The organism is Bartonella vinsonii subsp. vinsonii, assembly GCF_902825235.1.
In the GTDB taxonomy this organism is placed as follows: Bacteria; Pseudomonadota; Alphaproteobacteria; order Rhizobiales; family Rhizobiaceae; genus Bartonella; species Bartonella vinsonii.
In genome coordinates, this window is record NZ_CADEAJ010000007.1 from 47,162 (window position 1) to 73,682 (window position 26,521).

23 protein-coding genes are annotated in these 26,521 nt (G+C 37.0%); 16 read left to right on the forward strand and 7 right to left on the reverse strand.

Translation table 11 applies throughout. The features are described from left to right. Nucleotides 1–109 precede the first annotated feature (109 nt). Genes J7R12_RS06235 through J7R12_RS06250 form a run of 4 tightly spaced genes read left to right on the forward strand, consistent with a single transcriptional unit; the run spans nucleotide 110 to nucleotide 3,720 of the window. The gene (locus tag J7R12_RS06235) at nucleotides 110–1,186 is read left to right on the forward strand and encodes a branched-chain amino acid ABC transporter permease (protein ID WP_126603956.1); all 1,077 of its coding nucleotides are present in this window, start codon (nucleotides 110–112) and stop codon (nucleotides 1,184–1,186) included. After that, nucleotides 1,186–2,244 (forward strand): branched-chain amino acid ABC transporter permease, encoded by a 1,059-nt coding sequence (locus J7R12_RS06240; RefSeq protein WP_126603955.1) that lies wholly within the window; start codon nucleotides 1,186–1,188, stop codon nucleotides 2,242–2,244. Before J7R12_RS06235 ends, J7R12_RS06240 begins: the two co-directional genes overlap by 1 nt. Continuing rightward, entirely contained in the window at nucleotides 2,241–3,023 is a 783-nt protein-coding gene (locus J7R12_RS06245; RefSeq protein WP_126603954.1) for an ABC transporter ATP-binding protein, read from the forward strand. Before J7R12_RS06240 ends, J7R12_RS06245 begins: the two co-directional genes overlap by 4 nt. After that, nucleotides 3,010–3,720, forward strand: a complete 711-nt coding sequence (locus tag J7R12_RS06250; RefSeq protein WP_004864042.1) for an ABC transporter ATP-binding protein — start codon at nucleotides 3,010–3,012, stop codon at nucleotides 3,718–3,720. Before J7R12_RS06245 ends, J7R12_RS06250 begins: the two co-directional genes overlap by 14 nt. Nucleotides 3,721–3,824: 104 nt before the next feature. On the opposite strand, the gene gatA is transcribed toward J7R12_RS06250, so the two are convergent. Together gatA and gatC are read right to left on the reverse strand one after the other, a co-directional pair. Then, entirely contained in the window at nucleotides 3,825–5,309 is a 1,485-nt protein-coding gene (gatA, locus tag J7R12_RS06255) for an Asp-tRNA(Asn)/Glu-tRNA(Gln) amidotransferase subunit GatA (RefSeq protein WP_126603953.1), read from the reverse strand. Nucleotides 5,310–5,339: 30 nt separating this feature from the next. After that, the gene (gene gatC / locus J7R12_RS06260) at nucleotides 5,340–5,627 is read right to left on the reverse strand and encodes an Asp-tRNA(Asn)/Glu-tRNA(Gln) amidotransferase subunit GatC (protein WP_126603952.1); all 288 of its coding nucleotides are present in this window, start codon (nucleotides 5,625–5,627) and stop codon (nucleotides 5,340–5,342) included. A 138-nt stretch (nucleotides 5,628–5,765) separates the two neighbouring features. On the opposite strand from gatC, the gene ruvX reads away from it, so the two are divergent. Beyond that, nucleotides 5,766–6,245, forward strand: a complete 480-nt coding sequence (ruvX, locus tag J7R12_RS06265) for a Holliday junction resolvase RuvX (RefSeq protein ID WP_126603951.1) — start codon at nucleotides 5,766–5,768, stop codon at nucleotides 6,243–6,245. On the opposite strand, the gene J7R12_RS06270 is transcribed toward ruvX, so the two are convergent. Continuing rightward, the gene (locus tag J7R12_RS06270; RefSeq protein WP_126603950.1) at nucleotides 6,230–7,858 is read right to left on the reverse strand and encodes an acyl-CoA dehydrogenase family protein; all 1,629 of its coding nucleotides are present in this window, start codon (nucleotides 7,856–7,858) and stop codon (nucleotides 6,230–6,232) included. The genes ruvX and J7R12_RS06270 overlap by 16 nt on opposite strands. A gap of 128 nt (nucleotides 7,859–7,986) precedes the next feature. Here J7R12_RS06270 and J7R12_RS06275 point away from each other — a divergent pair, with 128 nt between their 5' ends. Genes J7R12_RS06275 through dprA form a run of 4 tightly spaced genes read left to right on the forward strand, consistent with a single transcriptional unit; the run spans nucleotide 7,987 to nucleotide 12,086 of the window. Continuing rightward, complete coding sequence (locus J7R12_RS06275; RefSeq protein ID WP_126603949.1) at nucleotides 7,987–8,952, forward strand: aspartate carbamoyltransferase catalytic subunit; 966 nt, start codon at nucleotides 7,987–7,989, stop codon at nucleotides 8,950–8,952. Next, nucleotides 8,949–10,253, forward strand: coding sequence for a dihydroorotase (locus J7R12_RS06280; RefSeq protein ID WP_126603948.1), 1,305 nt, complete (start codon nucleotides 8,949–8,951; stop codon nucleotides 10,251–10,253). The genes J7R12_RS06275 and J7R12_RS06280 overlap by 4 nt, the downstream gene beginning before the upstream one ends. Before the next feature lie 8 nt (nucleotides 10,254–10,261). Further along, complete coding sequence (gene plsY / locus J7R12_RS06285; RefSeq protein ID WP_126603947.1) at nucleotides 10,262–10,897, forward strand: glycerol-3-phosphate 1-O-acyltransferase PlsY; 636 nt, start codon at nucleotides 10,262–10,264, stop codon at nucleotides 10,895–10,897. Continuing rightward, nucleotides 10,872–12,086: a DNA-processing protein DprA gene (dprA, locus tag J7R12_RS06290; protein ID WP_126603946.1), complete on the forward strand. Its 1,215-nt coding sequence runs from the start codon at nucleotides 10,872–10,874 to the stop codon at nucleotides 12,084–12,086. The genes plsY and dprA overlap by 26 nt, the downstream gene beginning before the upstream one ends. Here the strand turns inward: dprA and J7R12_RS09025 are convergent. Next, nucleotides 12,016–12,222, reverse strand: a complete 207-nt coding sequence (locus tag J7R12_RS09025; RefSeq protein WP_126603945.1) for a hypothetical protein — start codon at nucleotides 12,220–12,222, stop codon at nucleotides 12,016–12,018. The genes dprA and J7R12_RS09025 overlap by 71 nt on opposite strands. A 265-nt stretch (nucleotides 12,223–12,487) precedes the next feature. Here J7R12_RS09025 and topA point away from each other — a divergent pair, with 265 nt between their 5' ends. From topA to J7R12_RS06320, 6 genes are all read left to right on the forward strand, one after another. Next, nucleotides 12,488–15,049, forward strand: coding sequence for a type I DNA topoisomerase (topA, locus tag J7R12_RS06295; RefSeq protein ID WP_126603944.1), 2,562 nt, complete (start codon nucleotides 12,488–12,490; stop codon nucleotides 15,047–15,049). Between the two features lie 3 nt (nucleotides 15,050–15,052). Further along, complete coding sequence (gene rnr / locus J7R12_RS06300; RefSeq protein ID WP_126603943.1) at nucleotides 15,053–17,338, forward strand: ribonuclease R; 2,286 nt, start codon at nucleotides 15,053–15,055, stop codon at nucleotides 17,336–17,338. A 1,324-nt stretch (nucleotides 17,339–18,662) separates the two neighbouring features. Beyond that, nucleotides 18,663–18,830 carry a 50S ribosomal protein L33 gene (rpmG, locus tag J7R12_RS06305; RefSeq protein WP_004864083.1) on the forward strand — a complete coding sequence of 56 codons (168 nt, stop codon included), beginning with the start codon at nucleotides 18,663–18,665 and terminating at the stop codon, nucleotides 18,828–18,830. A 357-nt stretch (nucleotides 18,831–19,187) separates the two neighbouring features. Further along, the gene (locus tag J7R12_RS06310; protein WP_126603942.1) at nucleotides 19,188–19,748 is read left to right on the forward strand and encodes a thermonuclease family protein; all 561 of its coding nucleotides are present in this window, start codon (nucleotides 19,188–19,190) and stop codon (nucleotides 19,746–19,748) included. A gap of 30 nt (nucleotides 19,749–19,778) precedes the next feature. Beyond that, nucleotides 19,779–20,414, forward strand: coding sequence for a uracil-DNA glycosylase family protein (locus J7R12_RS06315; RefSeq protein ID WP_126603941.1), 636 nt, complete (start codon nucleotides 19,779–19,781; stop codon nucleotides 20,412–20,414). A 17-nt stretch (nucleotides 20,415–20,431) separates the two neighbouring features. Continuing rightward, nucleotides 20,432–20,914 carry an Lrp/AsnC family transcriptional regulator gene (locus J7R12_RS06320; protein WP_126603940.1) on the forward strand — a complete coding sequence of 161 codons (483 nt, stop codon included), beginning with the start codon at nucleotides 20,432–20,434 and terminating at the stop codon, nucleotides 20,912–20,914. A gap of 52 nt (nucleotides 20,915–20,966) precedes the next feature. Here the strand turns inward: J7R12_RS06320 and J7R12_RS06325 are convergent, their stop codons facing one another. The 3 genes from J7R12_RS06325 to glpD all read right to left on the reverse strand — a co-directional run bounded on the left by J7R12_RS06325 (nucleotide 20,967) and on the right by glpD (nucleotide 25,286). Continuing rightward, nucleotides 20,967–21,956 carry a nicotinate-nucleotide--dimethylbenzimidazole phosphoribosyltransferase gene (locus J7R12_RS06325; protein ID WP_126603939.1) on the reverse strand — a complete coding sequence of 330 codons (990 nt, stop codon included), beginning with the start codon at nucleotides 21,954–21,956 and terminating at the stop codon, nucleotides 20,967–20,969. A gap of 347 nt (nucleotides 21,957–22,303) precedes the next feature. Then, entirely contained in the window at nucleotides 22,304–23,284 is a 981-nt protein-coding gene (gene dusA, locus J7R12_RS06330; RefSeq protein ID WP_126603938.1) for a tRNA dihydrouridine(20/20a) synthase DusA, read from the reverse strand. 466 nt (nucleotides 23,285–23,750) lie between these two features. Further along, nucleotides 23,751–25,286 (reverse strand): glycerol-3-phosphate dehydrogenase, encoded by a 1,536-nt coding sequence (gene glpD / locus J7R12_RS06335; RefSeq protein WP_126603937.1) that lies wholly within the window; start codon nucleotides 25,284–25,286, stop codon nucleotides 23,751–23,753. Between the two features lie 340 nt (nucleotides 25,287–25,626). On the opposite strand from glpD, the gene J7R12_RS06340 reads away from it, so the two are divergent. Beyond that, the gene (locus tag J7R12_RS06340; protein ID WP_126604073.1) at nucleotides 25,627–26,499 is read left to right on the forward strand and encodes a DsbA family protein; all 873 of its coding nucleotides are present in this window, start codon (nucleotides 25,627–25,629) and stop codon (nucleotides 26,497–26,499) included. Nucleotides 26,500–26,521: the final 22 nt, after the last annotated feature.

Below are 26,521 nucleotides of genomic sequence, written 5' to 3' on the forward strand. Positions count from 1 at the left end.
AAAAAATTGCTAATTAAAAAGTGTAAGAATCGGTTAAGAATTTTTTCTCAGCTATCTAAAGGTTTCTTATTTTATCCTATATAAATGAATAAATGTGGAAGGATGAGAGATGAGCCCTGAAATGTTCATCCAGTATTTTTTTAATGCACTGGCATTGGGATCTCTTTATGGGCTTATCGCTATTGGTTACACGATGGTCTATGGTATATTGAGACTCATTAATTTTGCTCACGGTGATATCTTTATGCTGGGAGCATATTTTGTTTTCTTTTCCACCATTAGCTTTATGCCAGCTTGGGCAGCACTTCTTCTTTTGTTACTCGCTGTTCTCATTTATTACTCCGTGTTTATAGGGTTCAAAAAACGTCCTTCCACTTTTTGGATTGCGATTTTTTTAATGCTTATTTTGGGGTTCATTTATTATTTTAAAATTGCTCCACAAGATTTTACCCCAATTTGGGCACTCGCTCTCTGTTTTTCAATTTTCATCACAAGTGCAGTGGGTATTACTGTTGATCAATTTGCCTATAAACCTTTGCGCCATGCTCCGCGTATCTCAGCCCTTATCGGTGCAATAGGGGTTTCCTTTTTTATTGAAAATCTTGCTACTGTACTCTTCAGTGGTGTTCCGAAAGGTGTGAAACAACCAGATTTTCTTGTAAGACCATTTCTATGGCATTTAGAATCAGGAACAGAGAAGATCATTAGAATTGCTCCCATGTCTCTCATCGTTCCCATTGTCTCATTTATTCTTATTCTTTTACTTCTATGGATTATTCATAAAACAAAACCTGGTCTTGCTATGCGTGCAATCTCACATGATATTGAAACAACACGTCTGATGGGTGTTTCTGTCAATAAAGTCATTGCATTTACATTTGGAATAGGCTCAGCACTTGCCGCTATCGCAGGCATTATGTGGTCACTACGTTATCCTCAAATTCAGCCTTATATGGGCGTTCTTCCTGGGCTCAAAGCATTTATTGCTGCCGTTATAGGAGGTATTGGTTCAATTCCAGGAGCAATGTTAGGGGGATTATTACTAGGGTTTATTGAAATTATGATTATTGCATTTTTTCCCGCGTTATCTGGATATCGAGATGCTTTCGCTTTCATTTTATTGATTCTGATTTTATTAATAATGCCGACTGGATTAATGGGCAAAAAAAGTCAGGAGAAAATCTAATGGGAAAAGCAGCTACGACTTTTCTGTCATGTATCAGTATTCTCGTTCTTATTGGCTTTTTATTTTATGCTGATAACCATTTTAATGATTACACACTTCGTGTTATCAATCTGATTGCTATTAATGCAATATTGGCAATTTCACTCAATTTGATTTACGGTTTCACAGGCATGTTTTCTCTTGGACATGCTGGTTTCATGGCAATTGGTGCTTATGTATGTGCAATTTTACTGCTGTCTCCTGAACAAAAAGAGATGATGTGGATTCTTGAACCTATAGCTGAACCGTTGTATCATCTGCAGTTACCTTTTTTTATCGCCGTTGTTATAAGTGGTTTATCTGCTGCAATTGTAGGTTTATTGATTGCTCTCCCCATATTACGTCTTGGTGGTGATTATCTTGGAATTGCAACATTGGGTTTTGCGGAAATTATTCGTATTGTTATTACGAACGCAACATCGCTAACAAATGGCTCCTTGGGAATCAAAGGAATACCGCAAAATTCGACATTATGGTGGAACTATAGTTGGTTAGCATTTACAGTTCTCTTTATTGTTCTCTTACTACGAAGCAATACCGGTAATGTATTACGTGCTATTCGTGATGACGAAATCGCTGCAAAAACAATGGGAGTTAACGCTTTTTTCTATCGTAGTTTTTCTTTTACTGTTGGTGCATTTTTTGCAGGGATAGGAGGAGCATTGATGGCTGCTCTTATTTCAACTATCGATCCAAAAATGTTCAATTTTCTTCTTACTTTTAATATTTTGATGATTGTTGTTGCTGGTGGACTTGGTTCAATTACAGGGAGCATTATTGGGAGCATTATTATTACAATCATGCTTGAATGGCTTCGTATTATTGAAAGTCCGTTTGATTTAGGTTTTATACATATTCCAGAAACACCAGGGCTCCGTATGGTTGTGTTTTCTCTTTTATTGCTCGTTATTATCTTGTTTTGGAGAAAAGGATTGTTGGGACAAAATGAGTTCTCATGGAAAGGAATTTATAATTTTTTAACACGCAAAAAACTCTCTAATACTGAGGGAAAGTTATGAACGACACTATCCTTTCACTCAATGATATCATGATGCGTTTTGGTGGCTTGGTCGCTGTAAATAATATTAATATGGCAATTAAACGAGGAACAATTACTGGATTAATTGGTCCCAATGGAGCTGGGAAAACGACTGTTTTTAATATGATTTCAGGATTTTATACCCCCACTAGTGGAACAATTCTTTTTGATGATCAAAAAGTTTCTGGATTTCCTCCTTATATTATCTGTAGGCGCCATATTGCACGAACATTTCAAAATATTCGCCTTTTCTCAGGATTAACGGTCTTACAAAATGTGATGGTGGGAGCTCATGTTCGGCAAAAATATCCATGGTTTTCTTCAGCACTGTTTTTTTCAAAAGCAATAAAAGAAAAAAGAGAAGTTCACAAAAATTCAATGGAACTTCTTGAACGGCTACAGCTTGATCATCTTGCTCATCAATCTGCAACGACCCTTCCCTATGGTGTGCAGCGGCGTTTGGAAATTGCACGTGCTCTAGCAACAAAGCCAAAATTACTCCTTCTTGATGAACCTGCTGCTGGTATGAATCCACAGGAAAGTGAAGACCTTAGAAAATTCATAGAAAAAGTGCGGAAAGACTTTGATCTTACAATTCTGCTTATCGAACACGATATGAAAGTTGTGATGGAGCTTTGCCAATATATTTGGGTGATGGAATACGGATGTTGTATCGCGAATGGCACACCAGATGAAATTCGTAACAACTCTAAAGTTATTGAAGCTTATCTTGGCGGAGATATTTATGGATATTCTTAAAATCAAAAATCTTCACGTTCATTATGGTGCTATTAAAGCCATCCAAAACCTTTCTATGTCTATAAAAAAAGGAAGTATCGTAACTTTAATTGGTGCTAATGGAGCAGGAAAAAGCAGTATTGTGCGTTCTATTACAGGATTGAATCGATCTGTTTATGGAGAGATTACGTATAAAGGCGAATCAATTATTAAAAAATCACCAGAAACGATTCTGCGATTGGGTATTGCTCTAAGTCCTGAAGGACGGCGTATTATGCCCCATCTAACTGTTTTAGAGAATCTGCATCTAGGCGCTTATATCCGTCATGATAAGCTAGGAATTGCTCGTGATATAGAATGGATTTTTGATCTCTTTCCGCGTCTACGTGAAAGAGCAAAACAGTTGGGAGGAACAATGTCTGGTGGTGAGCAACAAATGCTTGCTGTAGGTCGCGCACTTATGAGCAATCCTGACATGGTCATATTAGATGAACCCTCTCTGGGTTTAGCACCACTGCTTGTAAAAGAACTTTTTTCGATTATCAAAAAAATTAATGATATGGGAAAAACTGTCCTTCTTATTGAACAAAATGCATTTGCGGCACTTTCTATTGCTGACTATGCTTATATTCTAGAGGTAGGACATGTTTTGTTTCACGGTGAAGGAAAATCTATGCTTTTTGATCCACGTGTTAAAGAAGCATATCTTGGTGGATAAAACGAGACAATGTTAAAAAACTAATATCTCCTTTTCCTCAAAGAACCTTCCTAGCAGTTATGCTTTTTGATTTAAATTTTCATAAAACAAACGCAGATTTTTTGTCATGTCCACCATTTCTCTGCAGTGAATACTCCTGCTGCTTGTTCTATAATATGCGCTATCTGAAAAATAACTTCCTCAGCAAAAGGCTTACCAATCAATTGTAATCCGAGTGGTAAACCATCTGATGAAAGACCAGCAGGAACAGAGATGCCTGGTAAACCTGCCATATTCACTGGTACAGTAAAAATATCATTGAGATACATTGCCACAGTATCATTTTTTATTTTTTCATCAGCAATGCCAAAAGCCGGTGTTGGTGTTGCAGGTGTGAGAATAGCATCAATACCGGAAGAAAAACATTGATCAAAATCACGCTTTACTAATGTTCGTACTTTTTGAGCTCTCAAGTAATAAGCATCATAATAGCCTGATGAGAGAACATACGTACCAATCAATATACGCCGTTTGACTTCATCACCAAAACCAGCTGAACGCGTATTTTCATACATTTCAATGACGTCTTTTCCTGGTACACGGAGACCAAAACGGACACCGTCATAACGTGCTAAATTAGAAGAGGCTTCTGCAGGAGCGACAATATAGTAAGCAGGCAAAGCATATCTTGTATGAGGTAATGAAATATCGATTATTTCAGCACCTGCTTCTTTTAGCCAATCCATGCCTCTTTGCCAAAGCGCAACAATTTCAGGAGACATCCCTTCCATATGGTATTCTTTTGGAATACCAATTTTCATTCCTTTAATTGATTGACCAAGATAACTTTCATAATCAGGAACTGGTAAATTAACAGAAGTGGAATCTTTTTCATCAAAAGAAGCCATAGATTTAAGCAAAATAGCACAATCGCGAACATCTCGTCCAATAGGACCTGCTTGATCAAGTGATGAGGCAAAAGCTATAGTTCCCCACCGAGAACAACGCCCATAAGTTGGTTTAATTCCCACCGTTCCAGTGAATGCTGCTGGTTGACGTATTGAACCGCCTGTATCTGTCGCTGTTGCACCAGCACAAATCTGTGCTGCAACAGCAGCTGCAGAACCACCTGAAGAACCACCCGGAACAAGCTTTTCATTGGAGTCCTTCTTTCTCCATGGACTCATAACTGGACCATAATATGATGTTTCATTGGAGGATCCCATAGCAAACTCATCCATATTAAGCTTCCCTAACATAACGGCTCCATCTTGCCATAAATTAGCGGTCACAGTTGATTCATAGTGCGGTTTAAAACCATCAAGGATATGTGAGCAAGCTTGCGTGTGAACATCATGTGTTGCAAAAAGATCTTTAATTCCCAGTGGAATTCCTTCTAAAACTCTCCCCTGCCCTCTACCTAATCGGCTCTCTGATTCAGCAGCCATTTTTCTTGCTTGTTCTGCTGTTACTGCCACATAAGCGTTCAAAGTTGGATTAGCCAATTCAATCGCTTTTAAATAAGCTTCCGTTAATTCAGTCGCTTTAAACTCTTTCTTTATGAGAGCATCACGGGCTTGTGCAATTGTAAGAGTTGTTAAATCGGTCATATTGATTCTCAAGTTTTTAAAAGACAAAAATTACTCGACGACTTTTGAGACAAGAAAGAAATTTTCTTCCGTAACAGGTGCGTTTGCTACGATATCTTCTACTATATCACCATCTGTGACACTATCTTCACGCATTCGTAAAGCCATTGGCATCACTGATGTTAATGGTTCAACACCACTGACATCGACTTCACTCAATTGTTCTACAAAACCTAAAATGACATTGAGTTCTTTTGTCATACGTTCTGCTTCATCATCATGGACAGCAATACGCGCTAAATGTGCTACTCGCTTGACTGTTTTCTTATCAACAGACATACTGTGCCTTTCTGCTTTATTTATTTTATCTCTATATTGGCTATACAAGGCTGCGTTTGTAAGCGCAAGAATATTGATAACACAAATAAAGAATATCAGTATAAACCTGAAAAGGAAAAGGCTTAAATTATAAACCATATGGCTATTATTCATATAAATGAAGTTATGACACATCTTTTGCCTGGACAAACAATAGCAGGTTTAGATTTGGGCAAAAAAACCATCGGAATTGCAGTTTCTGATATGGGGCTAACTTTTTCAAATCCGCGTCCTGCATTTCAACGAAAAAAATTTATGGAAGACGCTCGCACACTTATAAAAATTTTTGATCGTGAAAATGTAGGGGTTATTATCATTGGTCTGCCTCTTAACATGAATGGAAGCAGTGGCCCTCGTGCTCAAGCAACCAGAACTTTTGTAAGTAATATGGGAGCACATACACAAATTCCATTTGTTTTTTGGGACGAACGCTTATCAACAATTGCCGCAGAACGCTCTCTTCTCGAAATGGACGTCTCACGTGTTAAAAGAGCAACCCGAATTGATTCGGCTGCTGCCGCTTTCATATTGCAAGGTGCTCTTAATAGGATTAAAAACCTTCATCATATGGAAGGATAGAGAACATTTAACAAATGTCCTGCATTATATCTTGCAATGAGCATTCCATAAGATGATCTCCATTGTCCTCCAAGACGGCTTTCCATATAGGCATTTGCCACATGCTCTATATCTGTAGAACGTAATGAGGCAGCAGCTGCTGCATAAGCTACTTGTTCGATAAAAAATCTTCCTGCTCCCTCATTTGCCGTTGCCATCTCTACAGCAGATTTAATAATCTCCATTGCCCGTGGACCCGCTGGCCCAATATCAACAGCAATTTTTTCTAACAATTTCTGAAATAATCCCGGCGCTTTTTTAGCAATGAGAATTGCATCCTTTACCAATTGATTAGCAGAATTATTTCTCACCATCCGTGCAGGGGCATTACACAACATTTGTGATAATGGATTGCCTTCTATAAAGCTTTCGATACCAAGTTGTGCAATAATTTCGCCAATAATAGGTATAACTAATTGGCTTACGTGATAAGCAATAATAGGAGTCATAATCCGTGCAAAAGCTGCTTCAGAGCGATCATTTGCAGCATTGTCAAATGCACGTGCTAAACGTAAAACCAAGGCTTGTGCTGCAGCAATATCCAGTGCAATATCTGCAAAAATACGTTCTGTTAGTGGGGGCAAAGGTTGATCTGGCATTTTTTGCCGAAAGAAATCTATGCCAAATTGAAGTGCAGCTCGCAAAACACCTGCTGATATGACAGATTGATCAAAACGCATCATCGTTTCAATATCTTTAATGACTTTAATACCTTCTCCAACATTTCCCAAAAGCCAACCATAACTCCCCTGAAAATCAACAACACCTTCTGGCGTTAAAGATTCTCCAGAACGCTGCATCAAATGACGAATTGATATAACACCATTTAATGTACCATTTTCTTGCATACGTGGAACTAAAAAGCAGCTTAAATGGCCATCTAATTCTGCACTAACAAGATATCCATCAACTATAGGATTAATAACATTGGTTTTTGAAATATTTAAACGATACAGATCACGCCCAACTTTTTCATCGAAAGAAATTTTCTTAACAGTTGGGAAATTAAAAGAGTGTTTTTCACGTTGTTCGGCATCATCAAAAGCATAAGTCAGTGAAGCCGCTTTTTTGCTGTTAATAGGCTTGGATGATAAATCATATTGACGTGATAAAAGTACATTTTGCCATTTTTTGAAGAGCTCAACATCACTAATTAAAACTGCTATAGCTGCACTTGTTATAATAACCTCATTCAAATGCCCTGTTTCTAAACTAGCCGATAAAGCCAAGCGAATAGCACGCGCTTGATAGCGTACCCCATTTTCTGAGGAGGTATTTTCCCAAAGTGAAGTAACCAAACCTGCTTGTCTAGAATATTGTTGAAGAACTTGATAAGAGGAATGTATCTCTAATTTTTCTGTTGGCTGCCCCCACTCATCATTATAGCGCAAGACTGGTCGATAACGATTCGCTAGAGAAGAAAGCTCCCATGCTTCATGACTTGCTACAAAATCTCCTATTTCTTCAAAACTCGCTAATAAAAACTTAGGCAAAGTAGAAGCAACACGAAACATAAGCGTATCACTGAGAAACACATTTTTTTTGCGGACATTTTGCGCAGACACAGCACTCATAGGCATATTCCTATTATTCAAATCATTCACATCATAGACTATTTGTCGTTTTGCAGTTAAAAAACATTTACTATATTCAAACAAAAATGCTTGTTTAATCTGTTTAGAGAGAGATAGAAAAGAATGCTATGACTCAAAATACTTTTTTCCCCCTTTTCCCCCACCAACATCTTTTAGGCATTAAAGGTTTGCCTGCGCAAGACCTTAACACATTGCTTGATCGTGCAAATGCAAATGTTTACCTCTCTAAAAAAATTGATAAAACAAAATCTATATTATATGGGCGCACTCAAATTAATCTTTTCTTTGAAGCTTCCACGCGTACGCAATCCTCTTTCGAATTAGCAGGCAAACGGCTAGGAGCAAACGTAATGAGTATGGCTATTGGCAACTCATCTGTAAAAAAAGGAGAAACATTGATTGACACAGCCACAACCCTCAATGCGATGAAACCAGATATACTCGTCGTTCGCCATAGTTGTGCTGGAGCAGCTGCTTTGTTAGCACAAAAAGTGGATTGTTGTGTCATTAATGCGGGTGATGGAGCCCATGAACACCCTACACAGGCTTTATTAGATGCTCTCACGATTAAAAGAACAAAAGGCCACATTGAAGGATTAACTGTTGCAATTTGCGGAGATATTTTGCATTCACGTGTTGCGCGTTCTAATATTCTCAGTCTCAATGCTTTAGGAGCTCAGGTTCGTGTCGTCGCACCTTCAACACTCTTGCCTATAGGAATTGCCGATATGAGTGTTGAGGTTTTTAACACGATGAAAGAAGGTCTTAAAGGTGCTGATGTCATCATGATGCTACGCTTACAACATGAACGTATGACCGGTTCTTTTATTCCCTCTATTCGTGAATATTTCCATTATTTCGGCTTACATAAAGAAAATCTGGCTTATGCTAAAAATGATTGTATCATTCTGCATCCTGGCCCAATAAACCGTGGTATAGAAATTGCATCTGACATAGCAGATGGTCCACAAAGTATGATTCATACACAAGTAGAAATGGGAATCGCTGTGCGTATGGCTGTCATGGAGGCTTTATTGGATTCACGCCTTAAAGCAAGTGGAGAAAAAAAATGACCAAGCCAATTGTTTTTCAAAATGCTCGCATTATTGATCCATCACGTACAATCGATGAAATTGGCACTGTCATTGTTGAAAATGGGCTGATTACAGCCGCTGGAAAAGAAGCCCTTAATCAAGGAGTTCCCGAGGGAGCAGAGGTTATTAATGCACAAAACAAAACAATTTTACCCGGACTTGTTGATGCTCGTGTTTTTGTCGGAGAACCAGGAAATGAAAGCCGTGAAACAATTGCGTCAGCAAGCCAATCAGCAGCAGCAGGTGGTATTACGTCTTTCCTTATGATGCCAGATACACATCCCGTTATCGACAATGTAGCGCTGGTTAAATTCATTAGGCATACAGCACAAGAAATGTCATCGATTAATATTTATCCCGTTGCTGCAATCACTCAAGGTTTTCAGGGACAAGAAATCACCGAATTTGGCCTGCTAAAAGATGCAGGGGCAGTTGCCTTTTCTGAAGGGAAAAAAACACTTCAAAATTCATCTGTTATGCGGCGTGCAATGACCTATGCACGTGACTTCAATGTCCCATTGATGCACGAAACACAAGATAGGGACCTCTCAGAACAAGGCGTGATCAATGAAGGACTTCTAGCAAGTTGGCTCGGTCTTTCTGGAATACCCCGTGAAGCAGAAGTCATTCCACTTGAAAGAGATTTGCGTTTGGCCGCATTAACACAAACCCGCTATCATGCCGCACAAATATCGACAGCACTCTCTGTTGAAGCACTTCGCTTAGGAAAACAACGAAGTGAGAAGATTTCAGCCGGTGTATCCATTCATCACTTGTCTCTTAACGAAAATGACATTGGTGAATATCATACCTCTTTTCGTTTTATGCCTCCATTGCGTACAGAAGAAGATCGTAGAGCAATGATTGAAGCAATAAAAGATGGAACAGTAGATATTATTGTCTCTTCTCATGATCCTCAGAGTCTTGATACAAAACATTTACCATTTAATGAAGCATCTGCTGGCGCCATTGGTATGGAAACCTTATTGAGTGCCGCTTTACGCCTTTATCATGATGAAAGCATCTCCCTTCTACGTCTTACTGAACTTTTATCAACGGCACCCGCAAAACTCTTTGGACTCAGTGCAGGAACACTCAAAAAAGGTGCTTATGCAGACCTTATTTTGCTTGATCTTCATGAACCATGGGTCGTTTCTACAGAGAAGTTATATTCATGTTCAAAAAATACACCTTTTGAAAATACACCATTCCAAGGACGTGTTCTTGAAACCTTTGTCAAAGGGCGATCAATTTTTAAAGTCGATCAACAAACGAAATGAGATTTTTCATGAATGAAGGTGAAATATTTTTTCAATTTGGTACATGGTTTGTTTTTCTGTTGTCTTATCTCATTGGTTCTATCCCATTTGGTCTACTTTTTACGCGTTTGGCTAAACTTGGCGATGTAAGAACTATTGGTTCTGGAAATATTGGAGCTACAAATGTTTTACGCACAGGGAATAAAAAAGTTGCTGCCCTCACACTTGCTTGCGATATATTGAAGGGAACTGTTGTTGTTCTTGTAATAAAATTTTTAAGTAATCCAATAGAAAAGAGTATTGTTGTTTCACTGGTTGGTTTTTTTGCCTTCTTGGGACATCTTTTTCCCATATGGCTTAAGTTTAAAGGCGGCAAAGGTGTTGCTACCTATCTTGGTATATGCTTAGGACTCTACTGGCCAGCAGCTATTGTTTTCATTGTTGTATGGATGGTGATTTTTCTACTCACACGCTACTCTTCATTATCCGCACTCGTTGCTGTAGTTATCACTCCAATCTTTTTCTATTTTTCCTATCCTTATTTCTATGCGCATTGTATGCTGTTATCTATGAGTATATTGGTGATTATAAAACATCACGCCAATATCGGTAGATTATTAATTGGGAAAGAAAGCAAGATTGGTACGCAAAACGGGGACAAATAAAGGAATCTTGCTCACGGATCGTCAACGTCTAAATTGGCTACGGTTGTTGCGGAGTGAAAATATTGGAGCCGTGAGTTTTCGCAATCTCATTGATCATTATAAAACAGCAGAAAATGCTTTAGCTGCACTTCCTGAACTGAGTAGAAAAGGTGGGTTGTCTACATCTCTTCGGATAACAACGATAGAAGATGCAGAAAAAGAAATGCAAGAAGCCGAAAGATTAGGTATTCGCTTTATCGGTATAGGAGAACCAGATTATCCAGCCTTTCTTAAGGTGATAGAAGCATCACCACCGCTTATTGCCATAAAAGGCAATGTTTCAGTTTTTCAGACACCTTCTGTTGGAATTGTGGGATCTCGAAATGCCTCAGCGGCCGGTAAAAAGCTTGCTTCTCAATTTGCTCATTTTCTTGGTGATGCTGGCTTTACAACAATTTCTGGACTCGCTCGTGGAATTGATAGCATCGTGCATCAAGCAAGCCTGTTAACAGGCACAGTCGCAGTAATGGCTGGTGGAATTGATCACATCTATCCTCCTGAAAACAAAAAATTGTACGAGGATATTATTGCTAACGGTGGAGCTATTATCAGTGAAATGCCTATTGCTTGGAAACCACGGGCTATCGATTTTCCAAGAAGAAACCGTATTATTGCAGCTCTATCACTTGGACTTTTGGTTGTAGAAGCTGCCACACGATCAGGCTCCTTAATTACCGCACGTCAAGCAGCTGAAATGGGACGATTGATCTTTGCCATCCCCGGCTCTCCACTTGATCCAAGATCTATTGGTACAAACAATCTTATCAAAGATGGCGCGTTGCTCACCACACATCCTTCTGACATCATAGAAGCACTTACACCATTAACCCCAACTCCCACACATTCTCAACTCAATTTTTTTGAGGAATCAGCTTCTCTACAATTCGAAAAGGAATGTTTTAACACACCTGATGAAAAATCCTGTAGCCCTTCTCCTCTTGGAGATGATGAAGAACGCACAGCTGTTCTTTCTGCCCTTTCAACAACTCCAATCGATTTAGACACACTCAGCACCCATTCAGGTGTTTCACTCCCAAATCTTTACCTCTTGCTGGTGGAGCTCGAGCTTGCTGGAAAGCTTATTCGACACTCTGGTGGTTATGTGTCATTGTCGCGTTCGGATCTTCTCCAAGAGCCTCAGCACTATTAATAATGCTTTGTCCTTCTTTGGCAACCATATCCAAAAGCAACGCTAAAAGCGGGCTATGTGCTTGACGCGCCATCTGATTCATTTGCTTTGACATATCTGTAATATATTGGATAACTTTTAAATGATTTATAAACATAATCCTCTATCCTTGAGTATTTCCCCTCCTACTTCTCAATAGACGTTATCTTAGTATTTCGCCGTATGTTGTTGTATTAACAGTGGAAAATAAATCGTGTAATTCTATATAGGGTGTATTTTAATAATAACAATTACAAGTTGTACAATATTAATGTTTTTTATATGGCTAATGTTTTTTTATGTGCTCTTCATAAATTGCCATTAGCTATTCCTATGAAAGGAGTTTATAAGAAAGATTTTTATTTCAACATTCGGGTAAAATTATGAATATCGTTATCGTTGAATCTCCAGCAAAAGCAAAAACAATTAATAAGTATCTTGGATCTCAATATAAAGTCGTCGCATCATTTGGACATGTTCGTGATTTACCTGCAAAAGATGGCTCCGTTCTACCCGATCAAGACTTTTCTATGAAATGGAGTGTAGATTCTGCTGCCACTAAGCGCTTAAATGAAATAGCAAAAGCAGTTAAAGAGGCCGATAGTCTCATTTTAGCAACGGACCCTGATCGTGAAGGAGAAGCCATTTCATGGCATATTCTGGATATTCTTCGTCAAAAAAAAGTTTTAAAAAATAAATCCATTAAAAGAGTTGTCTTCAATGCCATCACCAAAAAGTCTGTGCTTGATGCTATGAACAATCCACGTGATATTGATACATCACTTGTAGATGCCTATCTTGCACGTCGCGCTCTTGATTATCTCGTTGGTTTTACACTCTCACCTGTTTTATGGCGCAAACTTCCTGGTGCGCGTTCAGCAGGACGCGTTCAATCGGTTGCTTTGCGTATTATTTGTGATCGTGAATCCGAAATAGAACATTTTATCAAAGAAGATTATTGGTCCATTGCAACACAGTTAAAAACCATCCGAAATGATAGTTTTCAAGCAAGGTTAACAATGTTTAATCAAAGAAAAATAGGCAAGCTTGATATTCAATCTCAAGAACAAGCAGACCAAATTCGCTTTATGTTGGAGAAAGCCCAATATCATACACTCAGTGTTGAAGCAAAACCAACAAAGAGAAATCCTTCCCCTCCATTTACAACATCCACTTTACAGCAAGCGGCTTCTTCAAAACTAGGTTTTTCAGCCTCTCGCACTATGCAAGTTGCTCAAAAACTTTATGAAGGTGTTGAAATGAATGGTGAAATGGCAGGGCTTATTACTTATATGCGTACCGACGGTGTACAAATAGCACCAGAAGCTATTGAATCAGCACGAAAAGTGATTCATGAATCCTTTGGCAGGGACTATATCCCTGAAAAACCGCGTTTTTATTCAACAAAAGCAAAAAACGCACAAGAAGCGCATGAAGCTATCCGCCCAACAGATTTTCAACGCACTCCAGATCAAGTACGAAATTTTCTCGATAGCGATCAAGCAAAACTCTATGAACTGATATGGAAACGCGCTATTGCTAGCCAAATGCGTTCTGCTGAAATTGAACGCACAACTGTTGAAATTGAAGCACAGAAAGGAGAAAACAGCGCAAATTTACGTGCAATAGGCTCTGTTATTCGTTTTGATGGCTTTATTTCTGTCTACACTGATCAACGAGAAGAAGAAAACAGTGAAGAAAATGAAACAACACGTTTGCCACAAATTAACGCAGGCGAATCGCTTACAAAAGAAAAAGTTGAAGCTATACAACATAGTACAGAACCACCTCCCCGCTATTCTGAAGCTTCCCTCATTAAAAAGCTTGAAGAGCTAGGAATTGGTCGACCTTCAACCTATGCATCTACATTGTCCACACTTTGTGATCGTGGATATATTGTCATGGATAAACGAAAGCTTATTCCTGATGCGAAAGGACGTATTGTTACAGCCTTTCTTGAAAATTTCTTTAATCGCTATGTAGAGTATGGTTTTACAGCAGATCTTGAAGAAAAACTGGATCTTATATCGGATGGAAAACTTTCTTGGAAAGATGTAATGCGTGATTTTTGGGATGAATTTAACGCATCTATTACCAATATACAAGAACTCCGTATAACCAATGTTCTTGATGTTTTAAACGTAACATTAGCACCTCTCGCCTTCCCTCTCCGTGAAGATGGAAGCGATGTCCGCTCTTGTCCGCTTTGTACAAATGGTCAGTTATCCTTAAAGTTAGGGCGTTATGGTGCATTTGTTGGCTGCTCTAATTATCCCGAATGCAAATATACCCGCCAACTTGGAACAGAGACAGGAGAAGAGAATGATGCCATGCGTAATGATGAACCACTTATGCTTGGTATCGACCCTGAAACAGGAAAAAATATCTCTCTTCTTAATGGTCGTTTTGGCCCTTATATTCAACTCGGTGAAAGCAAAGAAGCTAAGCGTGTAGGACTACCAAAAGAATGGCAAGCAGAAACTATAACCCTTGATAAAGCCTTGGCCTTAATATCCTTGCCCCGTGAAATTGGCATTCATCCTGAAACAGGCAAAATGATTACAGCCACCATTGGACGTTATGGTCCCTATCTGTCACATGACGGCAAGTCTGCTCCTCTTCTTCATACCGATGAAGTTTTTGATATTGGTATTAATCGCGCTGTTACAGTGCTTGCTGAAAAACAAGGGAATAAAACAACGCACAGTAGAACAGCACCAACAGCACTCGCAACATTAGGAAATCACCCAGATGGGGGAACAGTCACTGTGCGCAATGGACGTTACGGTCCATATGTTAATTGGGGTAAAATTAATGCAACATTGCCAAAAGATAAAGATCCAATTAGTGTAACACTTTCAGAAGCATTAGAACTTATATCCGCTAAAGCATCCGGCAAAAAAACAACTTCAAAAAGAGCTTCTTCTTCAAAAAAAGAGACATAAATCTTGGCTAAAGGTGAAAAAAAAACAAAATATCCCCACTCATTTAATATGGAACGGCTGCCTAACAAAGCAGAAATTCTTTCCTTTATTAATGAGAATCCTCACCTATCAAACAAACGTGAAATTGCCAAAGCCTTTAACTTAAAAGGCAATTCTCGTATCTGGTTAAGAGACATCTTACGTGAATTAAAGGACCAAGATCTTATATCAAAACAGCGTAAAAAGGGAATAAGTAGAGAGAAGTTACCACCGGTTGCTGTCGTAAAAATTAGCGGGCGTGATGAAGATGGTGATTTTATTGCACAACCTCTTGAATGGGAAGGGGATACAAAACCAAATATCGAAATACGTGCTTTTCCTCGCATAAAAGGGGCAAGCGTTGGTGTTGGAGATCATATTCTTGTAAAAATTTTTCGAAATAAAACGTCTCAAAGCTCTGCTTATATAGGACGAATTATTCGTAAAATTGATGTATCGCCAAAGACTACATTTGGTATTGTCCGAAAATTAAAAACTGATCAATGGCGCCTTGACCCTATAGATCGTAAAACAAATGAACTCATTATTGATACCTCTGAACCATCTTCAAAAATGAAGATAGAATCTGGCGATCTTGTTGAAGTCGAAATTAAAAAAAATACTGGGTATGGACTGAAAAGCGCACAAATAAAAAACGTTTTAGGACACATTGAGAGTGAAAAAACACTATCAATGATTGCGCTTCTTTCAAAAGGGATTCCCTATATTTTTCCTGAAGAGGTTCTTGAGCAAGCAAAACATATAAAACCTGCCAAGATAGAAAATCGCGAAGATTGGCGACAATTGCCACTTGTTACAATTGATCCTCCAGATGCAAAAGATCATGATGATGCTGTTTATGCAACAAGGGATAAAGACCCTGCAAATCCTGGTGGCTGGATTATTGTCGTCGCAATTGCAGATGTTTCTTACTATATAAAAACGGGAAGTGCTTTAGATAAAGAAGCATTCAAACGGGGAAATTCTATTTACTTCCCTGATCACGTTGTGCCAATGCTCCCAGAACAAATTTCTAATAATTTATGTTCTCTACGTGAAGGAAAAGAAAGACCAGCTTTAGCTGTTCGTATGACTTTTGATGAAAAAGGTCATAAACTAAGACATAGTTTTCATCGAATCATGATGCGTGTAATAGCCAAGCTCTCTTATCAAGAGGTACAATTAGCCATTGAGGGAAAGATAACCCAAAAAACTGCTTCTCTTATCGAAAATGTCTTGCAACCATTATGGCAAGCTTATGGGTGTCTAAAAATCGCACGAAATCGTCGGCAACCTCTGGAATTAGAAATAGCAGAAAAAAAAATTATTCTTGATCAAGATGGATGTATCAAAGATGTTGTAAATGAAACATATCTAGAAGCACATCGTTTGATTGAAGAATTCATGATACAAGCGAATATTTCCGCTTCTGAAACATTAAAAGAACATCATCAACCCCTCATTTATCGTATCCATGATAAGCCCTCTCTTGCAAAACAAGAAATACTGCGAAATTTTCTTCAAAGTTTAGGCATATCACTCTCTCGAGGTGTAGAACTTACATCCGCACGTCTTAATAGCATTTTAGCAAAAGTCATGAATACACAACAACAAGAATTGGTCAATCAAGTTATTTTGCGTACACAATCTCAAGCTGAGTATAATCCTAAAAATATCGGCCATTTTGGTTTGAACTTACACAACTATACACATTTCACCTCACCGATCCGTCGTTATGCTGATCTTATTATTCATCGCGCACTCATTAAAGCCCTAAAACTAGGGAATGACCAATTAACAAACATACAAGAAGAAAATCTTACAGAAATCGCTACACAAATTTCTTTCTATGAGCGCCGTGCCATGATAGCTGAAAGAGAAACCATTGATAGGCTTGTTGCACATTATTTAACCAACAAAATCGGATGTAGTTTTACAGGCCGTGTTTCAGGAGTCACAAAAGCAGGTCTTTTTATCTCACTCGATAAACTCAATACAGATGGTTTTGTGCCTATTTCTACTCTTAAAAATGATTATTATTATTTTGATGAAGTACAGCATATTCTTGTAGGAAAGCGTAGCCACAAAGGCTATCAACTCAGTGATAGAGTAGAAGTGAAGCTGATAACAGTACAGCCTTTTGCTGGCGCCTTATGCTTTGAGCTCTTAACAGCCCCTCGTCCAATAGCCTTTTCATCTACATCCTACAATAAGAGCAAATTCATAACGAAAAAACGAAGACAAAGTTTTTATGGGAAAAATATTAATTAAATATAAAAAATAATAAAATAGAAATTATTTAAAATACAATAAATAATATTAGATATATTTTATTTATGAAATTATTCTTATTTATCATTAATAATTATATTACTTAATTAACAACAATACAATAAAGATAGAATAGTTTTCTCTATTAAACAAATTAATGTATATATTTATTTCATTATCAATAAACTTTTTATCAGTCGAATGAAAAAAGCATAATTAAGCTCTCCTCATGCTAAATCAGTTTGAATCTTCAAAATTATTTTTTATCTGCAACCATTACAATCATGGGTATTGTCGAAATAGCATTGCACTCAACTGATTTTACTTCTAATAACTGAGAAAAATATTCCAAAGAATACCATCAACTATAGCAAAACAATTGGCGGAGAATCTGCTACAATTTATTGTAACCATCTTTACTGTTCGAATCTCCTCTAGGTATTATTTAAACAATAATGGCTCATAGAATATTTAAGCTTTCTAAGTTTCTGTTTTTATTTTGCAAAGCAATTTGAATTTTGTTTATTTCAAGATTTATATGAGGTTTCATACTATTTACCAAAGTAAGGACACAAAAAAACATATCTCTTTTACTACTGGCTGCACCTTCATTGTACTGGAAAAATTTTGTGGTTTAAAAAATAAGCTCAGAATTTAAAAAAGAACCCAAACACGCTATTTTTCCCCTTTCCAGCTTTATAATGACAGTATTTATTTATAATATTGTCCAAATGGAAAACTTGTCTCTTATAATACAGTTTATCCATGAGTATAATAAAATAAGCTGCACATTTTATTGGCAATACACAGCCTTGGTAACATTTTCACTAATCTCTATTAGCATTTATAAGCAAACATGGAAGAGATCATCGCTCTTCACTAATGGGCTGCACTCTCTTTAGGATTTAGTGAACTTTTATGGTTTCATAGATAATAAAAACATCAATGGCTTTGATATTTGCTCTCTTTCCCTCTAAGATAATTTCACGTCTTTATACAATCGGGCTTGCTTATCTAATGGGTGTAGCTCAAAAAGCATAAACTTTCTCATGCTCATTGTGCTTTTTTGTTATGGAACAATATACTTATGGATCAACCATTCCAAACAGAGTATGAAATATCTTAAACCATTTTATTTTTTAGAAGCAGTGGTTTGTTTTTTCGCTTATATATTATTTTACTGCTTGTACAATGCATAAGGAAATTAATCAGCTCTTGACTTTTTTTAGAACATCCGTAGTGTTGCCACAAAATCTGATTACATGAGAAATAGATTTTGATAGCAAGATAATATCGTTTTCAGTATAAATAGGATTCTTACATTATGGCTAAGGCAGCAACCATTAAGATCAAGCTTTTATCAACTGCAGATACTGGTTTTTTCTATGTCACAAAGAAAAACAGCCGTACAATGACTGACAAAATGAGTAAACGTAAATATGATCCAGTTGTGAAAAAACACGTCGAATTTAAAGAAACAAAAATTAAATAACGGACTGTACCACTTAACTGGTGAGTTCTGCAATTGAAGGTTGACACAGTTTTATTCCTCTTCAAAATCATTTTTTTGAGGGGTGTTTTTATTTTTTTATAAAGGAATACTATATCTGTAATCTGTACGTTTTATATAAACTTGGATAGGTTGACTTATTTTCTGGTTGCCTATTTTTATAGTCATACGTCTTATCACGATATTATATTTGATCTATTTATGTAACCGAAATACAAAGCTCATATAAAAAGATTTTCTTATTATCATGAGATATTATCGAGGAAATGGGAAATTTTATAAAAATTATGAGTACTTCTCATTCAATCAAACATGTCATAATGGCAGTTTCTTTATTTCATGAAAAAAAATTACCATTTTAATTCAAGAATCTTTCATTTAAAGTTTATCGGTTTTAGCTTTCTTGTCGCTACTACCTTTCTTATCATTATAACGATTTATTTTAAGCATACTCAAACACTCTCTCAAAAAGAATATTCTTCTTCTAAAGCATTTGTCGAAGGTCATGCCTCTGTTATTGATGGCGATTCAATCATGATTTCTTCTGTTACAATCCGGCTTGCTGGAATTGATGCTCCAGAACTCCACCAATTCTGTGGTAAAAAAGATGCACGCTATCCCTGTGGGCTCGAGGCAAAAAAATACTTAGAACAGCTCATAGAAAATCAACCTGTTAGATGTCACTGGCATAAAAAAGATAAATATCGCCGTATCCTTGCAACATGTAAAACAAAAGAAATTAGCAATATCAACGCAACACTTGTACAAAATGGTTGGGCTGTAAGTTACTATGACTATCCTGAAGAAGAGCGAAAAGCCAAAAAGACAAAAAAGGGGATATGGCAATCTAATTTCCAACGACCAAAAGAATGGCGAAAAACACATCCTCGAACAGAATAAGAAAATTATTTTTTAACCTTCTATCTGCCAATGAAGCAATCACACTATAACGCAATTATTGAACTTGAAAAAAAAATTTATTCCTGTCGTACTTGTATCCAACATCCCCATTATCTCCCTCCTCTTCCTCATGAACCAAAACCGGTCGTTTATTTGTCTGATACAGCTTCGATTGCAATCGCAGGTCAAGCACCAGGATTGCGTGTCCATGAAACTTCTATCCCTTTTAATGATCGTTCTGGTGAAAGATTGCGTAATTGGCTCAACGTAACAAAGGAGGAATTTTATAATAGATCTCATTTTGCTATTGTCCCTATGGGCTTTTGCTTTCCAGGCTATGATCAAAATAAATCTGATTTGCCTCCAAGACGTGAATGTCGTGAAATATGGCATGAAAAAATATTTCACGCTATGCCACAAATAAAGCTTGTCCTTGCTATTGGAAGTTATGCACAAAAGTGGCATATTACTGAGTTAAGACATAAAACTGTTTCAGCAACCGTCAGTGATTGGAGAAATATTCTTTCCATACGTCAACCTCGAGGCTATCATGTCATGCCTTTACCTCACCCATCATGGCGAAACACTTCTTGGTTACAGAAAAACGCATGGTTTAACGAAGAGCTTATTGTGTACCTACAGAGTTTAATACGTGAATTTTTATAAACTGAATCGAGAAAAATATGGATCGCCTTGATCGAAAAATTCTATATCTTTTACAAGAAAATGCAACACTTTCTGTCGCTGATATCGCTAAAAGAATTGGACTTTCAACCACTCCTTGCTGGCGCAGAATCCAAAAACTTGAAGAAGATGGTGTTATTCAACGTCGTGTTGCTGTGCTTTCTCCAGAGAAAGTAAACGCACACGTTACTGTTTTTGTTTCTATTCGTACAAATACACACAGCCATGAATGGTTTAAGCGTTTTTCAAAAATTGTTCGAGAATTTCGTGAAGTCATCGAATTTTATCGAATGAGTGGAGATATTGACTATTTATTACGTGTTGTCGTTCCCAATATTGAAGCTTATGATCTCTTTTATAAAAAATTAATTACTAAAATTGATATTCGTGATGTCTCATCTTCTTTTGCAATGGAACAAATTAAATATACAACAGAACTTCCACTCAGTTATATAAAATTGCAAGAAAAAACGAGCGAATAAAGTTCTTAAAATTTTCTTTTAATACACTATCATCTTAGGTGATCAAATCTCCTTATTCAACAGCCACCATTTGTGTATGCATCAAAATAGCAGCCTTGACAATACCCGCTGCCATGGCCGCCCCTGTCCCTTCACCAAGACTCATCTCTAGATCTAAAAGCGGTTCTTTGCCAATTTTTTTTAAAAGTTTGCGATGTGCAGATTCACAAGAAACATGCCCAATCAGAATATGATCAAGAGCCCTAGGATGCATTTTATAAAGTAACGCGGCGGCGGCTGTTGCTACAAAACCATCTAAAATAACCGGTATTTTTTCCATTCTTGCTGCTAAGATAGCACCAACTATAGCAGCAATTTCGCGTCCTCCTAAACGACGCATTATTTCAAAAGGGTCATTAAAATAATCCTTATGTAAAGAAATTGCTGCCTTAACTGCTGCTATTTTACACTGATAGAATTCTCCTTCAGATTTTATTCCACTTTCTGCCCATTCCTCAACTTCTCCACCAAATAACGCTAAACATAAAGCTAAAGCTATTGTTGTGTTTCCTATGCCCATTTCACCTATACACAGGAGATCTGTCCCACCAGCAATGGCTTCCATTCCAAATGCCATTGTAGCAGCTGCACTACGCTCATCCATTGCTGCATCCTTAGTAATATTCATTGTGGGATATTCCAATGCTAAATCAAAAATCTTCAATCCAAGATCATAAGCTATACAAATTTGATTAATAGCACCCCCACCAGTTGAAAAATTTTGTACCATCTTTTGCGTCATAGATTGTGGAAATGGTGTAATATTTTCTTCTGTGACACCATGATTCCCAGAAAAAATAGCAACTAAAGGGCGCTTTACGATAGGCTTTTCTGTTGCTCTCCATCCAGCATACCAAACCGCAATATCTCCTAATTTTCCTAGTGATCCTTGAGTTTTCGTTAATTCTGTTTGCCGTTTTTTTGCCAAAGTTACAGAGAATTCATCTGCAATAGGTAAATTTGTGAGTAAAGCACGAAAATCATCAAATGGACTAACGGTCATGAAGATACCTTTTCAAATCTAAATTGTTTAATGAGAATCTCGTCATATATACAGGATATGAATATTTATTGGTTTTTTAAAAGCGGCTTTTAAAGAACATTAAATTTTGTTAGTAAATTTATTTTTGCATGATATCTTTCAACAAAGTGACTATTTTACTGATTTATAAACTAAAATATTATCAATATCTTATTATATATTTTTAAATTATAGTCTTAATTTATTTTTACATTGCATAACCTTCATCAGTATACTGTTTAACATGTAATACTAACATCCTCTTCATAATAAAGATTGAGAACTTTAGGAAATTTAAACTTTAAGAAAGATCAATCTGTAAACTGTTGTTAAATGAGGGCAGAAAAAGCCTCTTTCAAAATATGCACACCTGCATCGGTTTTTGTTGCATCACTGGATAATATTTGCCGCCATCGGCGTGCTCCATCTCGCCCATGAAATAAACCAATCATATGACGAGTCACATGGGAAAGGCGCCCTCCTAATGCGATATGTCGAGCAGCATAATCACACATGGCTTCAATAAGATCACTATCACTCATTTCACTCTGGAGCTCACCATATATTTCAAAATCAATATGTTTTAATAAAGCTGGATCATGATAAACTTGTCGACCAACCATAGCAGCATCACACAAAGTCAAATGTTCTTTGATCTCATAAATAGATTTAATTCCCCCATTTATCCCAATAAATTTATGAGGATATTTCTGTTTTAGTTTATAAACTCTTTCATACTTAAGTGGAGGAATATTGCGATTTTCTTTCGGACTCAATCCTTGTAACCAAGCTTTTCGTGCATGTACCCAAAGGCCGTCACACCCAGCATTCCAAACCTGATCGGCTAAAAGATCTAAAGCGAACTCTTCATCCTGCTCATCTACACCAATACGACATTTGACCGTTACAGGGATCGTAACGACTTGTTTCATCGCTTCCACAGCACTTGCTACAATATTAGGATGTAACATTAAACAAGCACCAAATACACCTGCTTGAACCCGATTTGAAGGGCAACCAACATTGAGATTTATTTCGTCATAACCAAATTCTTCAGCAATTCGAGCAGCCTCTGCCAATTTCTTCGGATTTTTTCCTCCTAACTGCAAGGCAATTGGATGTTCTTTATCATTAAAAGTCAATAGTTGTTCACGAACACCACGGATTACAGCATCAGCTACAATCATTTCTGTGTAAAGAAGAGCTTTTTTTGTTAAAAGGCGATAAAAAAATCTACAATGTTGATCTGTCCAGCCCAACATTGGTGCTACCGCAAATTTTACTGATGATGGAGAACTATAAGTTATCATAAGAGCTTAGTTTCTCATCTCTATTAAGTATTTCCCATACATAGTAGGTCTCCACTCTTTTCCACTTCACCGAAAATTTTATTTTCTTTACCATTACTTAGAGAGGAAAATACGCTCTCTATCCAACTCTTTTCCTCAAATAACCAAAATTTTTCAATAGTTTAAAAAAGAAAGACAACAGAACGTTTCTAACAAAACGAAATATCCAGATATCATGGCCATGCAACTGATGTTATAAGAAATAAAATTGTACCTAAAAAACGCATTTGAATAATACTTCCTGTCACTCAAATAGTCCTTGAAGGATTATAAAGACATTATACAATACAGTATCGAAGATATTTTGGGTCTCACAAAATAATAAACGAAAGCTCCTCCCACACATCATTATAGCTTATTTCTCTTCAACGTTTTTCAGTTTATTGTGCAAATAGATTTTACAATAAGGTGCTCGTGTAAAGCTGAATTAATATAAATCTTGTTCGCTCTCTTTTTGGCTTTTCATATAAGCGAAAAGAGCATCAATCTCTTTTTTCTTAAACAAAAGCCCAAGTTTCGAACGACGCCATAACACATCTTCGCATGTTTTAGCCCACTCCTTTTCCATTAACCATTTGACTTCTACTTCATAAAGTCCATGACCAAAACTTTTCCCCATATCTGCTTTCCCATTTGCAAATATCACCAGAGCCTCCGAACCATAAGAGCGCGCAAGTCTACGATATGTAAAATCATCTAAATCTGGAATCAAAAGAGCGATCTTATTTTCAAGTGTATCTAGCCTATTATATGGAAAATCACCTCCGGGAAGCGTTGAATTTTCTGTCCATGGAGCTCCTTTTATCCCAAGCGCTTTTTCAACAAATTTCATTGCATCTTCAGCCAGCTTACGATAGGTCGTAATCTTACCACCATAAAGATTAAGGAGCCGTGGCATATTTTCTGTGCCCATTTCCTTTAAAACGTAATCACGCGTAATTTCTTGTGCTTTTGAAGCTCCATCATCATACAGCGGACGAACACCAGAGTAAGTCCAGACAATATTCTCACGCAATACTGGTTGTATAAAATATTCACTCGCTGCTGCACAAATATAATCAATCTCTGTATCCGTAATATGAACATTAGCTGGATCACCCTGATAGTCACAATCTGTTGTTCCAAGCAATGTAAATTTTTCCTGATATGGAATAGAAAATATAATACGTCCATCACCGTTTTGAAAAATATATGCACGGTCATGAGCATAAAGCCTAGGAACCAGAATATGAGACCCCCTGACAAGCCGTACGGGCGGCTTCTCCTTACAGCCTAATACGTTTTCCAGAATATGATTAATCCAAGGCCCCGTCATATTCGCAACATAAGAAGCCGTAACGCAATATTCCTCGCTGTTTAATTTATTTCGAAGAATTATAAACCATTTTTTTTCTTCTCTCTTTAAAGAGAGAATTTCTGTGCGCACTTTTATATCGGCGCCCTGCTTTTTTGCATCACGAGCATTAGCAATTACCAAACGCGCATCATCTACTCTTGCATCAGAATATTCAAAACCCTTCTGATACTCTTCCTTAAGCGTAGAACAAAAATCTTTTGAAAAATTAACCTTTTTACTGCGCCACAGTTTTTGTTTCCAGCTTCCTAAATAATCATAAATGAAAAGCCCCATACGCAACATCCAAGCAGGACGCAACTCTTTATGATAAGGGAGAATAAAACGTAAAGGACGCACAATATGTGGAGCCATCCGCAAAATAATCTCGCGCTCTTTTAGCGCTTCACGAACAAGTTTAAACTCATAATGTTCAAGATAGCGAAGACCACCATGAATAAGCTTTGTCGATGCACTTGAAGTCCCTGACGCAAGATCATTCATCTCCGCCAATCCCACTTTAAATCCGCGTCCAGCTGCATCCCTCGCTAACCCACATCCATTTATTCCTCCACCAATGATAAACAGGTCGTAATGCGTTGTGGTTTTCATCATTTTATTTTTCATCATTTATTTAATTTACTATACTCAATAAGATAACAGCTAAAAGATAATGCCAATGCTCTTAATCGAATGGTTACGTTCTTTTTTCCAATAATAAATACGCATAAAAATATTTTTGATATTATAGAATTAAAAACAACATTTGATAAAAAAACGGAAAACTTAGCCACTGTAAAAAACAGTACTATCGTAAAATATGCTTTATATGAAAGCTCCTTAGAAAAAAATTGATATTTTCTCTGCAACCTACTAGATTTACACTATTTAAATATCTTATTGCACATAGACAATAGCTTTCATATAAATTTACTCAACATTACAATAGGAATATGAAGCCATATAAATGATGACCTATCAGTCCCAACACTCAAAAACAACGCTCATTTCAAAATTTTTAACAACAGCTCTGTTGACTATTTTGACCTTTTCTTCTTTTTCATCAAATGCAATAGCACGCGAGAAAACAGCCAATCATTTCAGCTCAGAAAAACTTAAAACAGAGCTTCTAGAAGATCCTGCGTTCTTATCTAAGCTAAAAAAAAAGCTTATACCACTTATCAATGATCACGATATTCAAAATATTGTAAGAGATTATTTACTCACTCATCCAGAGATTATGGTCGAAATGCAGCTTATCCTCCAAGAAAAGCTGGAAAAGAACAGCAAACAAACGGCTCAAAAACAAGCTTCAATCATCAATTTGTTTAAAAAGGAAATTTTTCAGTCTCCTCATGATGCTGTTTTGGGAAATCCAAATGGTAAGAAAGTGCTTGTTGATTTTTTTGATTACAATTGTGGATATTGCAAAATGTCCTATTCATACATAGAAAACTTAATAAAAGAGGATCCAGATCTACGGGTTATTGTCAAAGATCTACCAATTTTGGGAGCTGATTCTATGGCAGCACATACTGTTGCCTATGCTTTTCGAAAACAATTTCCAGAAAAATATCCTCAGTTTCATAGAGCGCTTTTAACTAGTAAAAGTCGCGCGAATGAGGCCAAAGCTATCAAAATAGCAGTTTCATTAGGAGCAGATGAAAAAAAACTGCGCGATGCACTAAGGGATTTTAATCTTCAAAATTCCTTTAAAGAAAATATTCAAATTGCCTCTGCTCTCAATATTACAGGGACACCTTCTTATATTATTGGTGATAAAATACTCATTGGAGCCGCAAGCCAAGATGTTTTAAAAGAAGCCATCGAAAATATACAGTAAATATCTTTTCTTCCTCTCGTCA

What these genes read in the sequence shown, in the direction of transcription:
- J7R12_RS06320 (WP_126603940.1), top strand. Translation starts at nt 20,432, where the DNA reads ATGGATCGCCTTGATCGAAAAATTCTATATCTTTTACAAGAAAATGCA.
- gatC (WP_126603952.1), bottom strand. Translation starts at nt 5,627, where the DNA reads ATGTCTGTTGATAAGAAAACAGTCAAGCGAGTAGCACATTTAGCGCGT.
- rpmG (WP_004864083.1), top strand. Translation starts at nt 18,663, where the DNA reads ATGGCTAAGGCAGCAACCATTAAGATCAAGCTTTTATCAACTGCAGAT.
- J7R12_RS06235 (WP_126603956.1), top strand. Translation starts at nt 110, where the DNA reads ATGAGCCCTGAAATGTTCATCCAGTATTTTTTTAATGCACTGGCATTG.
- glpD (WP_126603937.1), bottom strand. Translation starts at nt 25,286, where the DNA reads ATGATGAAAAATAAAATGATGAAAACCACAACGCATTACGACCTGTTT.
- J7R12_RS06240 (WP_126603955.1), top strand. Translation starts at nt 1,186, where the DNA reads ATGGGAAAAGCAGCTACGACTTTTCTGTCATGTATCAGTATTCTCGTT.
- J7R12_RS06275 (WP_126603949.1), top strand. Translation starts at nt 7,987, where the DNA reads ATGACTCAAAATACTTTTTTCCCCCTTTTCCCCCACCAACATCTTTTA.
- ruvX (WP_126603951.1), top strand. Translation starts at nt 5,766, where the DNA reads ATGGCTATTATTCATATAAATGAAGTTATGACACATCTTTTGCCTGGA.
- J7R12_RS06325 (WP_126603939.1), bottom strand. Translation starts at nt 21,956, where the DNA reads ATGACCGTTAGTCCATTTGATGATTTTCGTGCTTTACTCACAAATTTA.
- gatA (WP_126603953.1), bottom strand. Translation starts at nt 5,309, where the DNA reads ATGACCGATTTAACAACTCTTACAATTGCACAAGCCCGTGATGCTCTC.
- J7R12_RS06280 (WP_126603948.1), top strand. Translation starts at nt 8,949, where the DNA reads ATGACCAAGCCAATTGTTTTTCAAAATGCTCGCATTATTGATCCATCA.
- J7R12_RS06310 (WP_126603942.1), top strand. Translation starts at nt 19,188, where the DNA reads ATGAAAAAAAATTACCATTTTAATTCAAGAATCTTTCATTTAAAGTTT.
- plsY (WP_126603947.1), top strand. Translation starts at nt 10,262, where the DNA reads ATGAATGAAGGTGAAATATTTTTTCAATTTGGTACATGGTTTGTTTTT.
- J7R12_RS09025 (WP_126603945.1), bottom strand. Translation starts at nt 12,222, where the DNA reads ATGTTTATAAATCATTTAAAAGTTATCCAATATATTACAGATATGTCA.
- J7R12_RS06245 (WP_126603954.1), top strand. Translation starts at nt 2,241, where the DNA reads ATGAACGACACTATCCTTTCACTCAATGATATCATGATGCGTTTTGGT.
- dusA (WP_126603938.1), bottom strand. Translation starts at nt 23,284, where the DNA reads ATGATAACTTATAGTTCTCCATCATCAGTAAAATTTGCGGTAGCACCA.
- J7R12_RS06315 (WP_126603941.1), top strand. Translation starts at nt 19,779, where the DNA reads ATGAAGCAATCACACTATAACGCAATTATTGAACTTGAAAAAAAAATT.
- J7R12_RS06250 (WP_004864042.1), top strand. Translation starts at nt 3,010, where the DNA reads ATGGATATTCTTAAAATCAAAAATCTTCACGTTCATTATGGTGCTATT.
- J7R12_RS06270 (WP_126603950.1), bottom strand. Translation starts at nt 7,858, where the DNA reads ATGAGTGCTGTGTCTGCGCAAAATGTCCGCAAAAAAAATGTGTTTCTC.
- topA (WP_126603944.1), top strand. Translation starts at nt 12,488, where the DNA reads ATGAATATCGTTATCGTTGAATCTCCAGCAAAAGCAAAAACAATTAAT.
- J7R12_RS06340 (WP_126604073.1), top strand. Translation starts at nt 25,627, where the DNA reads ATGACCTATCAGTCCCAACACTCAAAAACAACGCTCATTTCAAAATTT.